This window comes from Mesorhizobium sp. P2_C4, assembly GCF_056404575.1.
This window is the reverse complement of record NZ_JBFUDT010000001.1, coordinates 1052882-1070921: the sequence shown is the minus strand read 5'-3', so window position 1 is coordinate 1070921 and position 18040 is coordinate 1052882. Positions and strand designations below refer to the sequence as shown.

Here is an 18040-nt window from a genome sequence, read left to right as displayed (position 1 = left end):
TCCGCGTTCCGACAATTGTGGGCCGGCGGTACCGGCCCGCCAAACTTAGAACGCTTCCGCAGGCAGCGCCATTAGCGTGTCCGCACCACTCGAAATGCGGGCAAGATGTGCCGATGTCTCCGGCATGATCCGCTCCATGAAGAAGCGCGCCGTGACAATCTTGTTGTCGTAAAAGGACTGGGAGCCATTGGCACCGCTCTTGCCGAGCGCCGCCTTTGCCATCTGCGCCCACATGTAGCCGAGCGCCACCAGGCCGAAGAGATGCATATAGTCGGTCGAGGCCGCACCGGCATTGTCAGGCTTGGCCATGCCGTTCTGCACCAGCCACATCGTCGCCGCCTGCAAATCGTTGAGGCCCTTCTTCAACGCCTTGGTGAAGGGCGCCATCTTTTCTTCAGTGCGGTTTTCCTCGCAGAATTCGCCGACATCCCTAAAGAAGGCCTGGATGGCGCGGCCGCCATTGAGGCCGAGTTTGCGGCCGACGAGGTCGAGCGCCTGGATGCCGTTGGCGCCTTCATAGATCATGGCGATGCGGGCATCACGGACGAACTGGCTCATGCCGTGTTCTTCGATGTAGCCATGGCCGCCAAACACCTGCTGCGCCATCACGGCGTGGTCGAAACCCTTGTCGGTGAGCACGCCCTTGACCACCGGCGTCAGCAGGCCGGTGTAGTCGTCAGCCGCCTGGCGGTCCTTGTCGTCGGCGGAGCGGTGGGCGATGTCCGACTTGATCGCCGTCCACAGCGCCAGCGCGCGACCGGCCTCGTTGAAGGCCTTCATAGTCATCAGGCTGCGGCGGATATCGGGATGGACGATGATCGGGTCGGCCTTCTTGTCCGGCGCCTTGGCGCCCGACAGCGAGCGGCCCTGCAGGCGGTCCTTGGCATAGGACACGGCGTTCTGGTAGGCGACCTCGGACATGGAAAGTCCCTGCAGGCCGACGCCGAGCCGCGCCTCGTTCATCATCGTGAACATGGCCTTCAGTCCGCCATTGGCTTCGCCCAGCAGAGTGCCTTCCGCCTCGTCATAATTCATGACGCAGGTCGAGTTGCCGTGGATGCCCATTTTCTCTTCGATCGAGCCGCAAGAGACCGTGTTCCTCGCGCCCGGATTGCCCGCGGCATCGAGCTTGAGTTTTGGCACGACGAACAGCGAAATGCCTTTGACGCCTTCCGGCGCGCCCTCGATGCGGGCCAGCACCAAATGGACGATGTTGTCGGCCATGTCGTGCTCGCCGGCCGAGATGAAAATCTTCTGGCCAGAAATCTTGTAGGTGCCGTCGCCGTTCGGGACAGCCTTGCTGCGCAGCAGGCCGAGGTCGGTGCCGCAATGCGGCTCGGTCAGGTTCATGGTACCGGTCCAGGACCCCTCGACCAGCTTCGGCAGCCATGTCGACTTCTGCTCGTCGGTGCCGTGAGTGATGATGGCCGCGATCGCGCCCTGGGTCAGGCCGGGATACATCATCAGCGACATGTTGGCCGACACCATATATTCGGCGACCGCCGTGTGCACCGCGTAGGGCAGGCCCTGGCCGCCAAACTCGACCGGCGCGGCCAGCCCCATCCAGCCGCCTTCGCGATACTGGTCGAAGGCTTCCTTGAAGCCTTTCGGTGTCGTCACCGAGCCGTCGGCATGGCGCACGCAGCCTTCCATGTCGCCGACACGGTTGAGCGGCTGCATGACGTTTTCGGCGAGCTTGGCACCCTCGGCGAGGATGGCCTCGACCACATCAGGCGTCGCATCGGCAAATCCGGGAAGATTGGAATAGCGCTGGTAGCCCAGCACTTCGTTGAGCACGAACAGCGTGTCCTGGACAGGCGCCCTGTAGATCGGCATGCGTTTCCTCCACCATGCGGTCCTGGCCCGAAATCAAGCCGTTCACGGCAAGCGGACCAAAGTTGAAGTTCGCATAGCAAAAATTGACGTTTGCGTAAACGTCAATTTTTTGCTGCGGCAAAATTTCTTCGGCGCGGCACACCGGAGCGTAGTGGGGCAACATCATGAGCACCAGCACGGAGCGTGCCTGAAATGCCGTTCTGCCAACAGCCAAGCGCACAAGGAAAGAGCCGCGCGGCAGGCCACGCGGCTCTCATTCATCAAAAGGCTGTTCGGGGATGGACGTCGCCGAATTAACCGGCGGCGCTGGCCGGCGTCGAGCGTTCTGCGAGCATCTGCCGTACGGCCGACATCGAGCCGCTCAGCTCGTTGATGGCGTCGTCGATCAGCGAGCGCTGCTTCTGCAGGCGGGCAAGCTGCTTCTCCGACTTGTCGAGCGCCAGCCGCAACTGCTTGGTGTTGGAGCCGGTGGGATCGTAGAGATCCATCATCTGCTTGACGTCGCGCAGCGAGAAACCGACCTTGCGACCGAGCAGGATCAGCTTCAGCCTAGCCTTGTCGCGGCGCGTGTAGAGACGGGTCGCACCGTCGCGCTTCGGGTTGAGAAGGCCCTTGTCCTCGTAGAAACGCAGCGTGCGCAGAGTCACGCCGTATTTCTTGGCCATCTCGCCGATGCGGACAAGTTCCTCACCGGCTTCGTTCGATATATCATTGGTATTGGCCGCGGCTTCGCCGGGCGAAACGAGTTTCATGGTCACTGGCTTTCCCCGTCTGTGGCGCCGCGGTCCCGGACCTTGCGTCGCCTGAGTGGAAGCGGGGGCGTGCTTCCAATCGTGGTTTCAACAAAATATCGCAAAAGGCGCGATCTGCGCCCCTTTTACGTTTACGTCAATTCTATACCGATAGCCGCCTTACGACGCAAGCGTGTTCTGTGCGCGGCACCTTATGCCGCACCTGACAGACGGCCCGCCAACAACGTTGCAACTTCTTAAGCTTGGTTAACGCGTTGTTTACCACGTTGGGCGAAATGTGCGCATGTCGGTTACCCGTGTTTATCCTGTATCGAATTTTTCACGGTTTTTCGGAGCGCGGGTGAGAACCCCGGGAAGCCTTTCTTCCACCGCAGCAAGGCTGCGGGCGCCTTCGGTTCCGGCAGGAACTTTGGGGAAAACTGGTTGCAAGCCAGCAATTCTGAAAACGGGCGCATCGATGAACAGCAAGCGGTCCTATCTCGATACACTCAACGCCGGCAGGCAGCGCAGGCCGCACACCGCGCTTGAAGAGCTGAACCGTTCACTTGAAACGCTGGAGCAGCGGCTGGAGCGGTCGCGCGAGGACCGGGCAGAGCAGCGGGCCGATCCGCGCCGACCCGGCGCCGAGCCGCGCTACGCCAGCGCCCAGCCCTACGGCCAGCCGCGCTGGTATGAGGATCCGCATCCGGCGCAGCGGCTGAAAAGCCCGGCACCGGCGGCACCCGCCTTCGATCAGAAATACCAGACGATCGCCCGCGACATCGACCGCGTGCGCGGCCAGGAAGACAGCGTCGCCGTGGTCGGCAAGATCGCCGGCGAACTGCGCGGCCTGCGCGAGGAACTGCGCCACCAGATGACGGTCGGGCTGCAGCGCGAATTCGACGCGCTGCGCAAGGACATCGAACGGGCTTTCCAGGCAAGTAGCCAATCAGGGGGCCAGTCGGGCAAGGGCAGCGCCGAACTCGGCATCGAGTTCGAGCGGCTTTCGGGCGCCATCCAGACCCTGGCCGAAAAGAGCGACGACAGAAGCGTCAATATGCTTAGGCTGGAGCTGGAACAGGTCAAGGCCGCGCTCGACACGCTGGCGCGCGAGGAGAGCGTGCAGGCCGTCGACCGCCGCTGGGACGATTTCGACCGGCGCTGGAGTGCTTTCGAGGATCGCGTCGACGCCGACCAGCGCCAGCGGTCGGACGCGCCCGGCTTCTCGATGCTGACCGACCGGCTGGAGCAGATCAGCAATGCGGTCAACAATCTGCCGGAATCGCTGTCGCTGCGTTCGCTTGAGGACAAGGTTCGCACGCTTGCCGGCGCCGTCGATCATTTCATCAACCAGCAGGACAATCGCGGCAGCGATACGTTCGGCATGATCGACGAGCGGCTTGACGAGATTTCCCGCGCCATCGTTGCCTCGACCGTCGCCGCCCAGGCCAATTCCGTCGACCCCGAACTCTTCGAGCGCATCGAAAAGCGGATCGCTTCGCTTGCCCAGCAGATCGAGGAAGTGACGCAGGACCGTCCGAGCGGCGAGGTCATCGACCGCCTCAACATGCTGTCGGACCGGGTCGACGATCTCGCCGGCCGGGCCAATTTGCCGGAACAGGCGATGGAGCGTCTCGGCAAGCAGATCGCCCTGATCGCCGACAAGATCGACCGCGCCCCGGCCATGCCGGACGCCGACTATATTTTCCAGGGGCTGGAGCAGCGCTTCGACGTTTTGTCCGGCATGATGGAACGCCGCCAGGGTGATGCGATCGAACAGGGCAATATGCTGTTTCGCGATCTCGAACGGCGGCTGGACGAAGTCGCCGACCGGCTGGACCAGCGCACACCGCAGGTCGACGGCGCCGGCATCATGGACGCCATCGACGCCCGCTTCACTGCACTGGCCAAGCGCATGGAGACGCGCGTTCCGGATCCGGCCAACGAGGCGGCGATACGTGGCCTGGAGACCCGGCTGGAAGACATTTCAAGCCGGCTGGAATCGTCGGCCGCGCAGGTCGCCGGCATCGACCCGGCATTGATCCGCAGCCTCGAGGCACAGGTCTCGGGCCTGTCGGCTCATCTGTCCAAGCCAGGCACACCATTGCCGGAATTCGAGGACATCAGCCCGCGTCTCAACGAAATCGAAAGGTCACTGGCCGGAACCCGCGATTCGATCCTCGGTGCGGCGCGCGAGGCGGCCGAGAGTGCCGTGCGCACGATGGCCGGGTCAAGCGCCAACACGGCGGCCGTTGCCGGCCTCGCCCAGGATCTGAAGACGCTCGAATCGCTGACCCGCCGTTCCGACGAACGCAACTCGCGGACGTTCGAGGCCATCCACGACACGCTGCTCAAGATCGTCGACCGCCTGGGATCACTGGAAACCAACGAGCCGATCGAGGCGGTGAGCGAACTCGTCGATGCGGCCGCGCCAGCGCGTGCGCGCACGATCCGGGCGACACGCACCTCCAAGATCGCGGTGCAGGATCCACCATCGATGGATATCGACCAGCCGCAGCCGCTGACAGGCGACATGGCCGACCTCGACAGCCGCGCCGCAGCCATCATGCGCAACGAGCCGGATACGGATGGCGACCTGGGTACGCATGGCGACCCGGGTGTGCGTAGCGAACCAGCTCCGCGCTCGCCAGCCGAAGCCGCTGCCGCTGCCGCCATGGCGGCGCTCGGTTCGGACACCGTCCCGGATAGAAGCGGCCAGCCCGGTCGCAAGACGTCGATGTTTGGCGGACTGGCGCGCGCCTTCAAGGGCAAGAAGCAAGCGGACATCCCGCCGCTTGCCGGCTCGGCGCCGAATGTCGACATACCGAGCGTCGATCTCGACGAGCCGCTCGACCCCAAGCTCGCCAACCGGCCGCTGGAACCCGGCTCGGGTGCGCCTGACCTCAACGCCATCATGAAGCGCGTGCGTGACGAGCGCGGCCAGCCGGTCCGGCATAGCGATACCGATGCGTCGAAATCCGACTTCATCGCCGCAGCCAGGCGCGCCGCGCAGGCCGCCGCCGCCGAGGCCGAGGCTCTGAAACGCCAGTCGACGATGAAAGGTCCGGTAAAGGCGCTGAGGATCGGCGACCTGCTCAAGGCGCGGCGCAAGCCGATCCTGATGGGAGCCATCGCGATCATGCTGGCGCTTGCCGGCCTGCAACTGGGCAAGGCCTTTTTCGCCGATCCCGTCGAAATGGCCAGCAATGATGCGGCGCCGATTGTTGCCGCACAGCCGGTGAAAACGGCTGCGGTCACCACCACCAACGAGCCCAAGGCAGAACCGCAGGCAGCCGCGCAGGAGGCGCCGGCCCGCATCGTGAGGCAAGCGGAGCCCGCCGAGCCGGCAGCCAAGGACGAGATGCCTGCGCAAATTGCCTCGGCCATGCCATCAAACATCGAAGCACCGATGGACGATGTGGCCGCGCCGGCTCCGGCGCCGATGGCTTCGACACCGTCTGCCGATGCGGCAGCGCCAACAGCGGACGTGAAGGCGCCGGCTGTTCCGGCTGCAGCGGAACCGGTGGCGTCGGATACCGACTTCCCGCAGAACGTCAGCGCGCCAGCCCCCTCCCAGGACACGACCGGTGCGGTTCCCCCCACCAACGCTTCGGCAACCACGGCCACGGCCAAGATCGACATCCCGGCCGATGCCGGTCCGGCCGCACTGCGCGACGCGGCTGCCGGCGGCGACGCCAAGGCGCTGTTCGAGATCGGTTCGCGCTATGCCGAATCGCGCGGGGTCAAGGAAGACATGGCGGCGGCAGCCAAATGGTACGAGAAATCGGCCGAGCTCGGCTTTGCTCCGGCCGAATACCGCATCGGCAATTTCTACGAGAAGGGCATCGGCGTCGCCCGCGACATCAAGAAGTCGAAAACCTGGTACCAGCTCGCCGCCGAGCAGGGCAATGCCAGCGCCATGCACAATCTTGCCGTGCTGTTCGCCATGGCCGCGGACGGCGTCACCGACAATGAGTCGGCGGCGCACTGGTTCCAGGCCGCCGCGGACGTCGGCGTCAAGGACAGCCAGTTCAATCTCGGCATCCTGGCGGCCAAGGGCGTCGGCATGAAGCAGAACCTTGAAGAATCCTACAAATGGTTCGCGCTCGTCGCCAAGACCGGCGACAAGGACGCAGCGGCCAAACGCGACGAGATCGCCGCTGCGCTGCGGCCCGAGCAGCTGGAGCGCGCACGCGCCGCCACTGAGCTGTGGAAGCCGAAGCCGCTCGATCCGGCGTCCAATTCGGCCGACATCCCTGAATCATGGCAGGAAGGCGCACCGCAGACGACCGCCAGCATCGACATGAAGAAGGCGGTCAAGAACATCCAGCTCATTCTCAACAAGAACGGCTACGACGCCGGCGGCGCCGACGGCATGATCGGCCAGAAGACCAAGGACGCCATCATGGCGTTCCAGACCGACAACAAGATGAAAGCAACCGGCGAGATCGACGAAAAACTGGTCAAGGCGCTGCTTGCACACAAATAACGGCAGATGCGTCGCTTATGCGACGCCCTTGCCACACATTTGCCTGTTAACTGATTGAGATGTTTTTTGTTTCGGCGTCGCGGCGAGGTTTGACTTCGCCGCCTTGCCGGCGCAAGAACAAACCAGCTTTTCGGCGCAAAATGCCCGCAACGGTTGCATTCGCCGAGGGCACACTGATCGAGACTGACGGGTGGGCATCTATCTCCCGATCGCGGAAATTTCCGTCAACGTCTTCGTACTGCTGGCCATGGGCGCGGCGGTGGGTTTCCTGTCGGGCATGTTCGGGGTGGGCGGCGGCTTCCTCATCACCCCGCTGCTGATCTTCTACAACATTCCACCGGCGATTGCGGTCGCCACCGGCGCCAACCAGGTCATCGCCTCCTCCTTCTCCGGGGCGCTGTCGCACATGAAGCGAGGCACGCTCGACTTCAAGCTCGGCGGCGTGCTTCTGGCCGGCGGCATTGTCGGCTCCACCGGCGGCATCTTTGTCTTTGCCTTCTTGCGCCGGCTCGGCCAGCTCGACCTGTTCATCTCGCTGCTCTATGTCGTGCTGCTCGGCACCGTCGGCGGGCTGATGCTGGTCGAGAGCGTCAATGCGCTGCGCGCCACCCGCAGCGGTGCTGCACCGGTGCTGAAGAAATCCGGCCAGCACAACTGGATCCACCGGCTGCCGCTGAAAATGCGCTTCCGGGCCTCGAAACTGTTCGTCAGCGTCATCCCGGTGCTGGGTCTGGGTGCCGGCATCGGCTTTCTGTCGTCGATCATGGGCGTCGGCGGCGGCTTCATCATGGTGCCGGCGCTGATCTACCTCTTGAAAGTGCCGACCAATGTCGTCATCGGCACCTCGCTGTTCCAGATCATCTTCACCTCGGCCTACACCACGCTGGTCCACGCCACGACCAACCAGACGGTCGATGTCATGCTCGCCTTCCTGCTGATGGCCGGCGGCGTCGCCGGGGCGCAATATGGCGCCAAGGCCGGGCAGAAACTGCGCGGCGAACAGCTCCGAGCACTGCTGGCGCTGCTGGTGCTGGCGGTCGCCATCCGGCTTGCCATCGACCTCTTCGTCACGCCGCCTAACCTCTACTCGCTGACCGCCGCGGGCGTTAGCTGATGGCGGGCTTGAAGACGTTTGCGGCCGCTGCATTTCTGTCGCTGCTCAGCGCCGCGTCGTCAGGAAAAGCGCAGACGCTGCCGACCGAAAGCATCCAGATCGGCCTGTCGACCGATGCGGTGTCGATCACAGCCGGCTTTTCCGGCGCCGACCTCACCATCTTCGGCTCGCTGGAAAACGCCGACCCGCTGGTCGCGCGCCAGGGCCGCTATGACGTCATCGTCGTGCTCGAAGGCCCGCCGCGGCCAGTGGTGGTGCGCCGCAAGGACCGGGTGCTCGGCGTCTGGATCAACCTGCAGTCGGAAACTTTCGAGAACGTGCCGATGTCCTATTCGGTGGCAACGACGCGCCCGCTGCAGGACATCACCGAGCCCAACAGCTACAAGCAATTGTCGCTCGGCGCCTCCAACCTTTACATGCAGCCGACCGACGAAGGCGACAGCCCGGCGACGATCGCGGAATTCACCACGGCGCTGCGCGAACGCAAATCGGCGACCGGTCTCTACAGCGAAAATGTCGGCGGCGTGCAGTTCCTGTCGCAGAACCTGTTCCGCGCCACGGTGCGGCTGGCGCCGAATGTCCCGGTCGGCACCCACAAGGCACGGGCCTTCCTGTTCAAGAGCGGCCTGTTCATCAAGGAAAGCTCGGCCCAGCTCGAGATCCGCAAGTCGGGTTTCGAGCAATCGGTGTTTCGCGTCGCCCACGACTACTCCTTCCTCTATGGCGTCTTTGCGGTGTCGCTGGCCATGCTGACCGGCTGGCTTGGAAGACTGATCTTCCGGCGCGACTAAAGCACGTCGCGTTGAAAAGGATTCAGTCGACGTGCTTTAGGCCTTTGTTTTTATGCATGTCGTTGTCCCAAAACCGCTGCGCACTTTTGGGCGACATGCATTAGGATCGGCCTTTTGCGAAAAGCGGTTTCCCTTTTGAGGGTCATGCGTTAGACCGCGCTCTCCCAGCCACCCGGCAGACACAAACAATTCAGTTCAGCAGAGCAGTCCGGTCCCCGGATGCGCGCCCTCCCATGGCGCCGATCCGCTCGCCAAAGACAATTCAGGAACAGGCCATGCGACCAGCATTCGGCGGTATCGACTTCGGCACGTCAAATTCCACCGTTGGCGTGGTCAGGAACGGCCAGCCGCGGCTGGTGGCGCTGGAGGACGGCCAGGTGACGCTGCCAAGTGCGGTGTTCTTCAATTTCGAGGACAACCGCACCTGTTACGGCCGCCACGCCATCGCCAACTACACCGACAGCATCGAAGGCCGCCTGATGCGCTCGCTGAAGAGCGTGCTCGGCAGCTCGCTTGCCCATGAAAAGACGCGCATCAAGTCGCGCTCGATCGGCTTTATGGAGATTGTCGGGCTGTTTGTGGGACATCTGAAGAAGCGGCTGGAAGGAGATGCAAAAGACACGGTCGAGAGCGTGGTGCTCGGCCGTCCGGTGCAGTTCGTCGACGACGATGCGGAGGCGGACGCCAAGGCCGAGGGCGAACTCGAACACGCGGCCCGCGCGCAAGGGTTCAAGCACATTGCCTTCCAGTTCGAGCCGATCGCCGCCGCACTCGACTACGAGCAGAAGGTGGCGAAGGAAGAACTGGCGCTGATCGTCGACATGGGCGGCGGCACGTCGGATTTTTCCATCGTGCGGGTCTCGCCGCAGCGCGCCCGCTCGCCCGACCGCAAGGACGACATCCTGGCCAGCCGCGGCATCCATATCGGCGGCACCGATTTCGACCGGCTGCTGAGCATCGCCCATGTAATGCCGCAGCTCGGCTATCTCACCCCGACCAAGGACGGCAAGCGCAATCTGCCGGCCAGCTACTTCATCGACCTGGCGACATGGCAGCGCATCAACCTGGTCTACACCGCCAGGGCGATGACGCATCTGCGCCAGATCCGCTATGAGGCCGAACGCGCCGACCTGGTCGACCGCTTCATCCATATCGTCGAGCACCGCTACGGACACGCGCTGGCCGCGCTGGTCGAGCGAGCCAAGATCAAGCTGACCGACCAAGTGTCCGCCGATGTGGCGGTCGCGCTGCCGGGGGTAAAGTTCGCCGCCGAAATCACGCGCGCTGGGCTGGAAGCAACGATTGACCGGGACATCGAGCGTGTGACCGCCACGGTGGCGCAGACCATTCAAGATGCGCAGGTGAAACCGTCCGACATCACCGCGGTGTTCCTAACCGGCGGATCGACGGCGATCCCGCTGGCCAGGCAGCAGATCCTGGCACTGGTGCCGCAAGCGTCCGTCATCGAAGGCGACATGTTCGGCTCGGTCGGGCTTGGCCTGGCGCTGGACGCTCAAAGAAAGTTCGGCTGAAGCCTTCCAAGAGCGGTTCAGCTTTTCACAGAATCGCTGATCCGCTAGCTGAAGACCGCGCCCACGGTTCGATTGGAAGAAGCAGGGTTCGGCGATCGGCCGGATACCAATGAATTCCGTGCTGGCCAAGTAGAATCACTTGACCGCCCGCCCTTGGCATGGACGAGAACCGCCGCAGTGCTGATGCTTGCGAGGCGGCGCAGGGTGTCTGAAAGGATATCAGCGCCAAGCCCCTTCCCGGTATGGCTACGTCAGACCGTGGATATCGCGATGAGCCCGTAGCGGACTTGTCCAAAACGCAAACCGCAGATCTCGCACAAATAGGCCCAATCCCGCAATCAAGTCTTATATTATTCTGCTCACAATCCAGCGATGTTGTAGCATGTCTTTTCGAGGGCAGTGAGATAACACTAGCCCGGCACAGTAACCGATGGAACCTTTCGAATGCAGGACGAGCAATGGCCGCCCGATAGTTTGATCGATATGATGATGCAGTTGAGCGATGGAGACTTCTCTGTTCTTGTTGGCGCGGTGGCGCACCGCGCTTCAATGTCAACATGGGCCGGTAGTCGCAATCACGCATTCTGGAGTGAGCTTGCAAAGCTCGGATTGTTGAAAGAGGATCCACCCATTCCCATCGAAGAACTCGCCGATGCGCGTAATTTCTCTGTCGTCAAAGGGGGTGCGCCTCGCCTCGATAAATTGCTCCGCAAACGCGTCATCTACACCATGATGCGACAATTTTTGGAGACCGAATGCGAACCATTTTCGACGAAGGTCGTTGAGCGCGTTAGGGATGCAGGAGGCGGCACTGCGGACATCATAATCTTGATGGGTGTCATCCTCACTTCTGTTCTATCGAAGAGTTTTCCGCAGCAAGATTGCGAACAGGTGATCCAAGCCGTGGCAGACCTTGCCAGGAAGCGTTTGGCTAGGAATAACTCTTAGAAGGATCCGCTGCCGCGCGCAGCAAATGCCGCGATGCCAAGGAAAATCAGAATGGCGCGCAGCGGTTTTCCTGGAATTGCTCTAGCCCGTCGGCGATGCATCCGCCTTGCCCGTCAGATGCGCCTTGAGCGCCATCTGGGCGAGGCTCGCCTGCCGGTCGCGGTGGGTGATCATGGCGAAATCGCGCTTCGGCAGGTCTAGCGGCACCGCGCGCAAACTGCCCTCGGCGACCGCGCGCGCAACGACGAGTTCTGAAATGATGGTGGCGCCGGCGCCGGCCTCGACCGCCTGCCGGATCGCCTCGTTGCTGGGCAGCACCAGGAATATCTGCAGCTCGGCGAAGGAAATCCCTTCGCGGCCGGCAATGTCCTCCAGCACCTCGCGCGTTCCCGAGCCGGCTTCGCGGATGATCCAGCGCAGTCCCCTGATGTCGGGATGCCCGCGCGACAGTTCCGCGATCTCAGGATGCGAACGCCCCACCACCAGAACCATGCGATCCACGTCGACCTTTGCACGTCGAAGAATGTCGGATTCGGTGCGGCCCTCGACCAGGCCGAAATCCGCCGTGCCGTCGAGAACATTGGTCTCGACCTGCCTGGTGTTGCCGATGGTGACGCTCAGCCTGACGGCGGGATAGGCTTCGTGGAAGGAGGCCAGGCGGCGCGGCAGCCAATAGCTGGCGATGGTCTGGCTGGCGGCGATCGACAGGCTGCCCGATATCGTCTGCGAGACATGCTCCAGCACGTTGTTGGCGGCAGCCGCCCGCTCGAGAACAGCCTTGGCCTCGGGCAGGAACCTGAGCCCGGTCTGCGCCAGCTCGATGTTGCGCCCGACACGGTTGAACAGCTGGACGCCGTGCTGTTGTTCAAGCGAGCGAATGGCGGCAGACGCCGCCGATTGGGAGATGCCCAGCAGCTCGGCCGCCTTGGTCATATGGCCGCGCTCGGCGACGGCGACGAAGATGCGCAACTGGTCCAGGGTCATGCCTGATTAAGAAGCAAATTCGATCGGAATTACAAGAGCAACTTGTTAGACAGATCGATTGCTTTGTTCTAAGTTTTTGCGCGAAATTGGAAAAAAATCGCGATCGAATCGCGAGGGTTAGAAATTGATGGGGCGGTTCAAGTCTTTGTTCGCGCATTGGACGCGTAGCCTGAGGCGGCGCGTCGCCGGCGAACGCTACCACCCTGAGCAGCACTACATGCGCGGTCCCGGACCCAAGACGAGAGCCAAGAACGCGGACCGCAAAAGCGCGCCCAGATCATGAGGCACGCAGCGCCGCGCGGCGCCAATTCCGCACCTTCGCAACGGCCGCTTGCCGACACGCGCGCGCCCGACGAGGGCGACGGCGTCGAGACATCGCCCAGCATCTCCGACAGCATCGCCAAGACCACCTGCTATATGTGCGCCTGCCGCTGCGGCATCGACGTCCACCTCAAGGACGGCAAGGTCCGCTACATCAACGGCAACAAGGACCATCCGGTCAATCGCGGCGTGCTGTGCGGCAAGGGCAGCGCCGGCATCATGCAGCATTACAGTCCGGCGCGGCTGAAGAAGCCGCTGTTGCGCAGCGGCCCGCGCGGCTCCGGGGAGTTTCGCGAAATCGAATGGGAAGAGGCGCTTTCCATCGCGACAGAGCGACTTTCGAATATCCGCCGGACCGATCCGAAGAAACTCGCCTTCTTCACCGGGCGCGACCAGTCGCAATCGCTGACCGGCTGGTGGGCGAGCCAGTTCGGCACACCGAACTTCGCCGCCCATGGCGGCTTCTGCTCGGTGAACATGGCCGCCGGCGGGCTCTACACGATCGGCGGCTCGTTCTGGGAGTTCGGCGAACCCGACTGGGACAACACCAAATACTTCATGCTGTTCGGCGTCGCCGAGGACCATGATTCCAACCCGATCAAGATCGGTCTCGGCAAGCTCAAAGCGCGCGGCGCCAAGGTGGTTTCGATCAACCCGTGCCGCACCGGCTACAACGCCATTGCCGACGACTGGATCGGCATCCGGCCCGGCACTGACGGGCTGTTCGTGTTTGCCCTCATCCATGAATTGCTGAAGGCCGGCCGCATCGATCTCGATTATTTGCTGCGCTACACCAACGCCCATGTGCTCGTCGTGCAGGAGCCTGGGGCTGCCAGTGACGGGCTGTTCGTGCGCGACGGCGACGGCAATCCGCTGGCCTGGGACAGGGTGGCGAAGACACCTGTCAGCGCCACCTATGCCGACGCGAAACCGGCGCTGACCGGCAGCTTCACAGTCGACGGCCGCCGTTGCGTGCCGGTCTTCCAGCTCATCGCCGATCGCTATCTCGAGGAGAGCTACGCGCCGGATGCGGTCGCCGAGCGCTGCGGCATCCCGGCCGACACGATCCGGCGGATCGCCGCCGAACTGGCGCATGTCGCCTTCGAGCAGACGATCGAGCTGCCGATTGCCTGGACCGACTGGGCCGGGCGCCGGCATGAAACGATCAAGGGGCGGCCGGTGTCGATGCACGCGATGCGCGGTATCTCGGCCCATTCGAACGGTTTTCACACATGCCGCGCCATCCATCTGCTGCAGGTGCTGCTCGGCACCGTGGATGTTCCCGGCGGCTTCCGCTTCAAACCGCCCTACCCGCGCTCGGCGCCGCCGGGGCCGAAGCCAGCGGGTAAGGACGTCACGCCGATGACGCCGCTCGAAGGCATGCCGCTCGGCTTCGTCTGCGGGCCGGACGACCTGCTGGTCGATGAGGTCGGCGTGCCCGTGCGCATCGACAAGGCCTATTCCTGGGATGCGCCGCTTGCCGCGCATGGGCTGATGCACACGGTCATCCGCAACGCCTGGGCCGGCGATCCCTACAGGATCGACACGCTGTTCATGTACATGTCGAACATGGCCTGGAACTCGTCGATGAACACCGTCGAGACGATGGCGATGCTGACCGACAGCGATGAAGACGGCGCCTACAAGATCCCCTTCATCATCTATTCCGACGCCTACTATTCCGAGACCGTGCCGTTCGCCGATCTGGTGCTGCCCGATACGACCTATCTCGAACGGCATGACTGCATCAGCCTGCTCGACCGGCCGATCAGCCATGCCGACGGACCGGGCGACGCCATCCGCCATCCTGTCGTCGAACCGGACCGCGACGTCAGGCCGTTCCAGACGGTGCTGATCGAACTCGGCGCGCGGCTCGGCCTGCCCGGTTTCGTTGACGAAAGCGGCGCGGCCAGGTACCGCGACTATGCCGACTACATCGTCAACCACGAACGTACGCCCGGTATCGGCCCGCTCGCCGGCTGGCGCGGCAAGGACGGGACCGCGATCGGCAGAGGCGAGGCCAATCGCGACCAGTTGCAGCGCTACATCGACAATGGCGGCTTCTGGCACCACGATTTTGCCGACGACCAGCGCTACTACAAGATGGCCAATCGCTCCTATCTCGACTTCGCCGAGAGCATGGGTTTCATCCCGAAGGCCGAGCCGATCGTTTTTCAGCTTTATTCCGAGCCGCTGCAGCGCTTTCGCCTTGCGGCACGTGGCCATGGGAGGGTGCAGCCGCCGGAAGCCGAGCGCGCACGCATCGAGACCTATATGGACCCGCTGCCGTTCTGGTACGCCCCGTTCGAAGAGGCATCCGTCGACCTCAAGAAGTATCCCCTGCACGCCCTCACCCAGCGGCCGATGCACATGTATCACTCCTGGGGCTCGCAGAACGCCTGGCTCAGACAGATCACCAGCCAGAACCGGCTGTTCGTGCACCAGCGGACAGCCGCCGGCCTCAGGCTCGTCGACGACGACTGGGTGTGGGTCGAGAGCATCAACGGCAAGGTCAAGGGACAGATCAAGCTGGTCGACGGCGTCAACGCCGACACGGTGTGGACCTGGAACGCCATCGGCAAGCGGCGCGGCAGTTGGGGGCTGAAGGACGACGCCGCCGAGAGCAACCGCGGCTTCCTGCTCAACCACATCATCGGCGACCAGACTTCTGCCGACGCCAGCGGCAAGCGCTACTCGAATTCCGACCCGGTCACCGGCCAGGCGGCATGGTTCGATCTGCGCGTACGCATCGTCAAATGCGCGGCTGAGGAAGCAGGCTTCACCGAGCCGCAGTTCGAGCGTTTTCAGCAGCCGCCGCATTTCGAGCCTGCACCGGACAAGCTCAGTTTCGGGGCCGATTTTCGCCGGGCAAGAAAGGCCGCTGAATGACCTGCCTTCCCGCTCATACCGACAAGAAGCTCGGTCTCGTCATCGATCTCGACACCTGCGTCGGTTGCCAGGCCTGCGTCACCGCGTGCAAGGAATGGAACACCGGCGGCCATATGGCGCCGCTGACCGACATCGATCCCTATGGCGGCAATGTCGACGGCGTCTGGTTCAACCGCGTGCACAGCTATGAGCACACGACGGAGATGGGCGGGCGTACGGTCAATTTCCCGCGCTCCTGCCTGCATTGCGAGACGCCGGCCTGCGTCACCGTCTGCCCGACCGGCGCCTCCTACAAGCGAGCCTCTGACGGCATCGTGCTGATCGACGAGGACAAATGCATCGGCTGCAAACTCTGTAGCTGGGCCTGCCCCTATGGCGCGCGCGAATTCGACACCGATGTCGGCGTCATGAAGAAATGCACGCTGTGCGTCGACCGTATCTACAATGATAATCTGGCTGAGGAAGACCGCGTGCCAGCCTGCGTCGCCGCTTGCCCGACCAGCGCCCGGCATTTCGGCGATCTCGGCGATCCCAAGTCGGCGGTCTCGATGCTGGTGACGGAGCGTGGCGGCGTCGACCTGATGCCGGAGATGGGCTACAAGCCGACCAACAAATATCTGCCGCCGCGCGCCCATACGGAACGCGCCGCATCGGTTCCTGCCCCGGCGCTTGAAACGGTGCGGGCCGAAGGCGGCTTCCTTGGCTGGGTCGACCGCATGCTTTCGAACTGACATCCATGCATCCTGCCTTTTCCGTTGTCTTCTTCACCACCGCTACGGGCGCCGGCTACGGCTTGCTTGCGCTGCTTGGCGTGCTGGGCGGACAGGGGTTTATCCCATCGGATTTCTGGCTCGGCGTCATCGGCATGGGGCTGGCACTTGGGCTGATATCCGCCGGACTGTTGTCGTCGGCCGGTCATCTCGGCCGACCCGAAAGGGCATGGCGGGCGTTCTCACAATGGCGCAGTTCATGGCTGTCGCGCGAAGGCGTCGCCTCGGTCGCCACCTTCGTCCCGGCGGGGCTGTTTGCCATCGGCTGGCTGTTTTCCGGCCGCACCGACGGCTGGGTGGCCGTCGCCGGGCTGCTGGCGGCCGTTGGCGCGGTGGTCACAGTCTGTACCACCGGCATGATCTATGCCTCGCTGAAGCCGATCGCGCAGTGGCACAGTCGCTATACCTTGCCCGGCTATCTCATTTTTTCGGCGATGACCGGCAGCGTGCTCTTGAATGCGCTGCTGCAAGGATTTGGCTTGGGTTCGACCATGCTTCTGGCGTTTGCGCTGCCGCTGATCTTGCTCGGTTGGGGCTGGAAGCTGGCGACATGGCGCTACAATGATCAGCTGGAAATCCCGACCAACGCCAACACCGCGACAGGGTTGGCCGGCGGCACGGTGCGGTCGCTGGAGTGGCCGCATACCGAGGAAAATTATCTGCTCAAGGAGATGGGCTTTCGCATCGCGCGCAAGCACAGCGCGCGGCTGCGCCAGGTCACGCAAGCGATGGCCTTCGCCCTGCCCGTCTTGCTGCTGGTTGCCACTTTCGCCTTGCCATGGCCGTTCGCGGCGGTGGTTTCGGTGCTCGCCGCAATGGTGCAATTCGCCGGCATGCTGGTCGAGCGCTGGCTGTTCTTCGCCGAGGCGAAGCACACGGTGACACTCTACTACGGCCGATAGGGTTCAGCCCGGCCTGAGCATCGAGCGCGAGATGGCAAAAATGCGCTCGGCGCCGAGCATGTAGGCCATCAGCGTTTCAAGGCGAAACAGGCCGGCATAGGCGCGATCGAGCACGTTGAGCGAACCGGTATAGGCGCCGAAGGCCGGCATGATCATGCGGCCGCCATCGCCGGCAAAGCAGCGCCGCCGCACCGAGCGGCCGCGCTGGACGATGCGGGCACAGGGATGCAGGTGTCCGGCGACTTCGCCTTCCACCCTCACCGCTGAAGGCTCGTGTCGAAACAGCAGCGAGCCAATGGCCAATTCGCGCACGGTCTCGCCGGGCAGGTCGGCCGGCGCATCCGGATCATGATTGCCGGCGACCCAGAACCAGTCGCGGCCTGCCATCAGCGCTTCCAGTCTTTCCCGGAAACTCGCATGCATGCGCTCGGCGCCACCGCCATCATGGAAGCTGTCGCCCAAGCTGATGACGATCGCCGGCTGATAGTCTGCAATCACCGCCTGGAGCCGCAACAAGGTCGCGCCGGTGTCGTAAGGCGGGATCAGCGTGCCGCGGCGAGCGAGCGAAGAACCCTTTTCCAGGTGCAGGTCGGACACCGCCAGCAGCCTGAGGTCCGGAAGATAGAGCACGCCACGCGGGTCGCAGACCGCGCGCTCGCCGGCGATGCCGACCATGTCGGCCTCGGCGATCAGCAATGCGCGTGCCAGCGAAAAATTCATCTCGAAACCAAAC

The 18040-nt window shown here is 63.5% G+C and carries 13 protein-coding genes; 8 read left to right on the top strand and 5 right to left on the bottom strand.

Going from position 1 to position 18040, the window contains the following annotated elements; all coding sequences use genetic code 11:
- Nucleotides 1-45: 45 nt before the first annotated feature.
- The 3 genes from AC1DX6_RS05095 to AC1DX6_RS05085 form a co-directional block, all read right to left on the bottom strand.
- Complete coding sequence (locus AC1DX6_RS05095; protein ID WP_477311627.1) at nucleotides 46-1836, bottom strand: acyl-CoA dehydrogenase; 1791 nt, start codon at nucleotides 1834-1836, stop codon at nucleotides 46-48.
- Between the two features lie 293 nt (nucleotides 1837-2129).
- Nucleotides 2130-2588: a MerR family transcriptional regulator gene (locus tag AC1DX6_RS05090; RefSeq protein WP_477311905.1), complete on the bottom strand. Its 459-nt coding sequence runs from the start codon at nucleotides 2586-2588 to the stop codon at nucleotides 2130-2132.
- A gap of 300 nt (nucleotides 2589-2888) precedes the next feature.
- Nucleotides 2889-3056, bottom strand: a complete 168-nt coding sequence (locus AC1DX6_RS05085; RefSeq protein ID WP_477311626.1) for a hypothetical protein — start codon at nucleotides 3054-3056, stop codon at nucleotides 2889-2891.
- Between AC1DX6_RS05085 and AC1DX6_RS05080 the strand changes: the two genes are divergently transcribed.
- From AC1DX6_RS05080 to AC1DX6_RS05060, 5 genes are all read left to right on the top strand, one after another.
- Complete coding sequence (locus tag AC1DX6_RS05080; RefSeq protein WP_477311625.1) at nucleotides 3046-7056, top strand: peptidoglycan-binding protein; 4011 nt, start codon at nucleotides 3046-3048, stop codon at nucleotides 7054-7056. The genes AC1DX6_RS05085 and AC1DX6_RS05080 overlap by 11 nt on opposite strands.
- A gap of 190 nt (nucleotides 7057-7246) precedes the next feature.
- Nucleotides 7247-8170: a sulfite exporter TauE/SafE family protein gene (locus AC1DX6_RS05075; protein ID WP_477241709.1), complete on the top strand. Its 924-nt coding sequence runs from the start codon at nucleotides 7247-7249 to the stop codon at nucleotides 8168-8170.
- Nucleotides 8170-8961 (top strand): TIGR02186 family protein, encoded by a 792-nt coding sequence (locus tag AC1DX6_RS05070; protein ID WP_477311624.1) that lies wholly within the window; start codon nucleotides 8170-8172, stop codon nucleotides 8959-8961. The genes AC1DX6_RS05075 and AC1DX6_RS05070 overlap by 1 nt, the downstream gene beginning before the upstream one ends.
- A 275-nt stretch (nucleotides 8962-9236) precedes the next feature.
- Nucleotides 9237-10493, top strand: a complete 1257-nt coding sequence (locus tag AC1DX6_RS05065) for an Hsp70 family protein (protein WP_477311623.1) — start codon at nucleotides 9237-9239, stop codon at nucleotides 10491-10493.
- Between the two features lie 444 nt (nucleotides 10494-10937).
- Entirely contained in the window at nucleotides 10938-11441 is a 504-nt protein-coding gene (locus AC1DX6_RS05060; RefSeq protein WP_477311622.1) for a hypothetical protein, read from the top strand.
- An 81-nt stretch (nucleotides 11442-11522) separates the two neighbouring features.
- Here the strand turns inward: AC1DX6_RS05060 and AC1DX6_RS05055 are convergent, their stop codons facing one another.
- The gene (locus AC1DX6_RS05055; protein WP_477311621.1) at nucleotides 11523-12425 is read right to left on the bottom strand and encodes a LysR substrate-binding domain-containing protein; all 903 of its coding nucleotides are present in this window, start codon (nucleotides 12423-12425) and stop codon (nucleotides 11523-11525) included.
- Between the two features lie 279 nt (nucleotides 12426-12704).
- Between AC1DX6_RS05055 and AC1DX6_RS05050 the strand changes: the two genes are divergently transcribed.
- The 3 genes from AC1DX6_RS05050 to AC1DX6_RS05040 are packed head-to-tail and all read left to right on the top strand — an operon-like array spanning nucleotide 12705 to nucleotide 17307.
- A complete protein-coding gene (locus AC1DX6_RS05050) occupies nucleotides 12705-15635 on the top strand; it encodes a molybdopterin oxidoreductase family protein (protein WP_477311620.1) in 2931 nt (976 codons plus the stop codon).
- The gene (locus tag AC1DX6_RS05045; protein ID WP_477311619.1) at nucleotides 15632-16366 is read left to right on the top strand and encodes a 4Fe-4S dicluster domain-containing protein; all 735 of its coding nucleotides are present in this window, start codon (nucleotides 15632-15634) and stop codon (nucleotides 16364-16366) included. The genes AC1DX6_RS05050 and AC1DX6_RS05045 overlap by 4 nt, the downstream gene beginning before the upstream one ends.
- A 5-nt stretch (nucleotides 16367-16371) precedes the next feature.
- Nucleotides 16372-17307 carry a dimethyl sulfoxide reductase anchor subunit family protein gene (locus AC1DX6_RS05040; RefSeq protein ID WP_477311618.1) on the top strand — a complete coding sequence of 312 codons (936 nt, stop codon included), beginning with the start codon at nucleotides 16372-16374 and terminating at the stop codon, nucleotides 17305-17307.
- A 3-nt stretch (nucleotides 17308-17310) separates the two neighbouring features.
- On the opposite strand, the gene pdeM is transcribed toward AC1DX6_RS05040, so the two are convergent.
- Nucleotides 17311-18027 (bottom strand): ligase-associated DNA damage response endonuclease PdeM, encoded by a 717-nt coding sequence (pdeM, locus tag AC1DX6_RS05035; RefSeq protein WP_477311617.1) that lies wholly within the window; start codon nucleotides 18025-18027, stop codon nucleotides 17311-17313.
- Nucleotides 18028-18040: the final 13 nt, after the last annotated feature.

Excerpts from the sequence above, each read along its gene's own strand:
- AC1DX6_RS05095 (WP_477311627.1), bottom strand. The coding sequence starts at position 1,836 with ATGCCGATCTACAGGGCGCCTGTCCAGGACACGCTGTTCGTGCTCAAC.
- AC1DX6_RS05090 (WP_477311905.1), bottom strand. The coding sequence starts at position 2,588 with ATGAAACTCGTTTCGCCCGGCGAAGCCGCGGCCAATACCAATGATATA.
- AC1DX6_RS05080 (WP_477311625.1), top strand. The coding sequence starts at position 3,046 with ATGAACAGCAAGCGGTCCTATCTCGATACACTCAACGCCGGCAGGCAG.
- AC1DX6_RS05070 (WP_477311624.1), top strand. The coding sequence starts at position 8,170 with ATGGCGGGCTTGAAGACGTTTGCGGCCGCTGCATTTCTGTCGCTGCTC.
- AC1DX6_RS05065 (WP_477311623.1), top strand. The coding sequence starts at position 9,237 with ATGCGACCAGCATTCGGCGGTATCGACTTCGGCACGTCAAATTCCACC.
- AC1DX6_RS05060 (WP_477311622.1), top strand. The coding sequence starts at position 10,938 with ATGCAGGACGAGCAATGGCCGCCCGATAGTTTGATCGATATGATGATG.
- AC1DX6_RS05055 (WP_477311621.1), bottom strand. The coding sequence starts at position 12,425 with ATGACCCTGGACCAGTTGCGCATCTTCGTCGCCGTCGCCGAGCGCGGC.
- AC1DX6_RS05050 (WP_477311620.1), top strand. The coding sequence starts at position 12,705 with ATGAGGCACGCAGCGCCGCGCGGCGCCAATTCCGCACCTTCGCAACGG.
- AC1DX6_RS05045 (WP_477311619.1), top strand. The coding sequence starts at position 15,632 with ATGACCTGCCTTCCCGCTCATACCGACAAGAAGCTCGGTCTCGTCATC.
- AC1DX6_RS05040 (WP_477311618.1), top strand. The coding sequence starts at position 16,372 with ATGCATCCTGCCTTTTCCGTTGTCTTCTTCACCACCGCTACGGGCGCC.
- pdeM (WP_477311617.1), bottom strand. The coding sequence starts at position 18,027 with ATGAATTTTTCGCTGGCACGCGCATTGCTGATCGCCGAGGCCGACATG.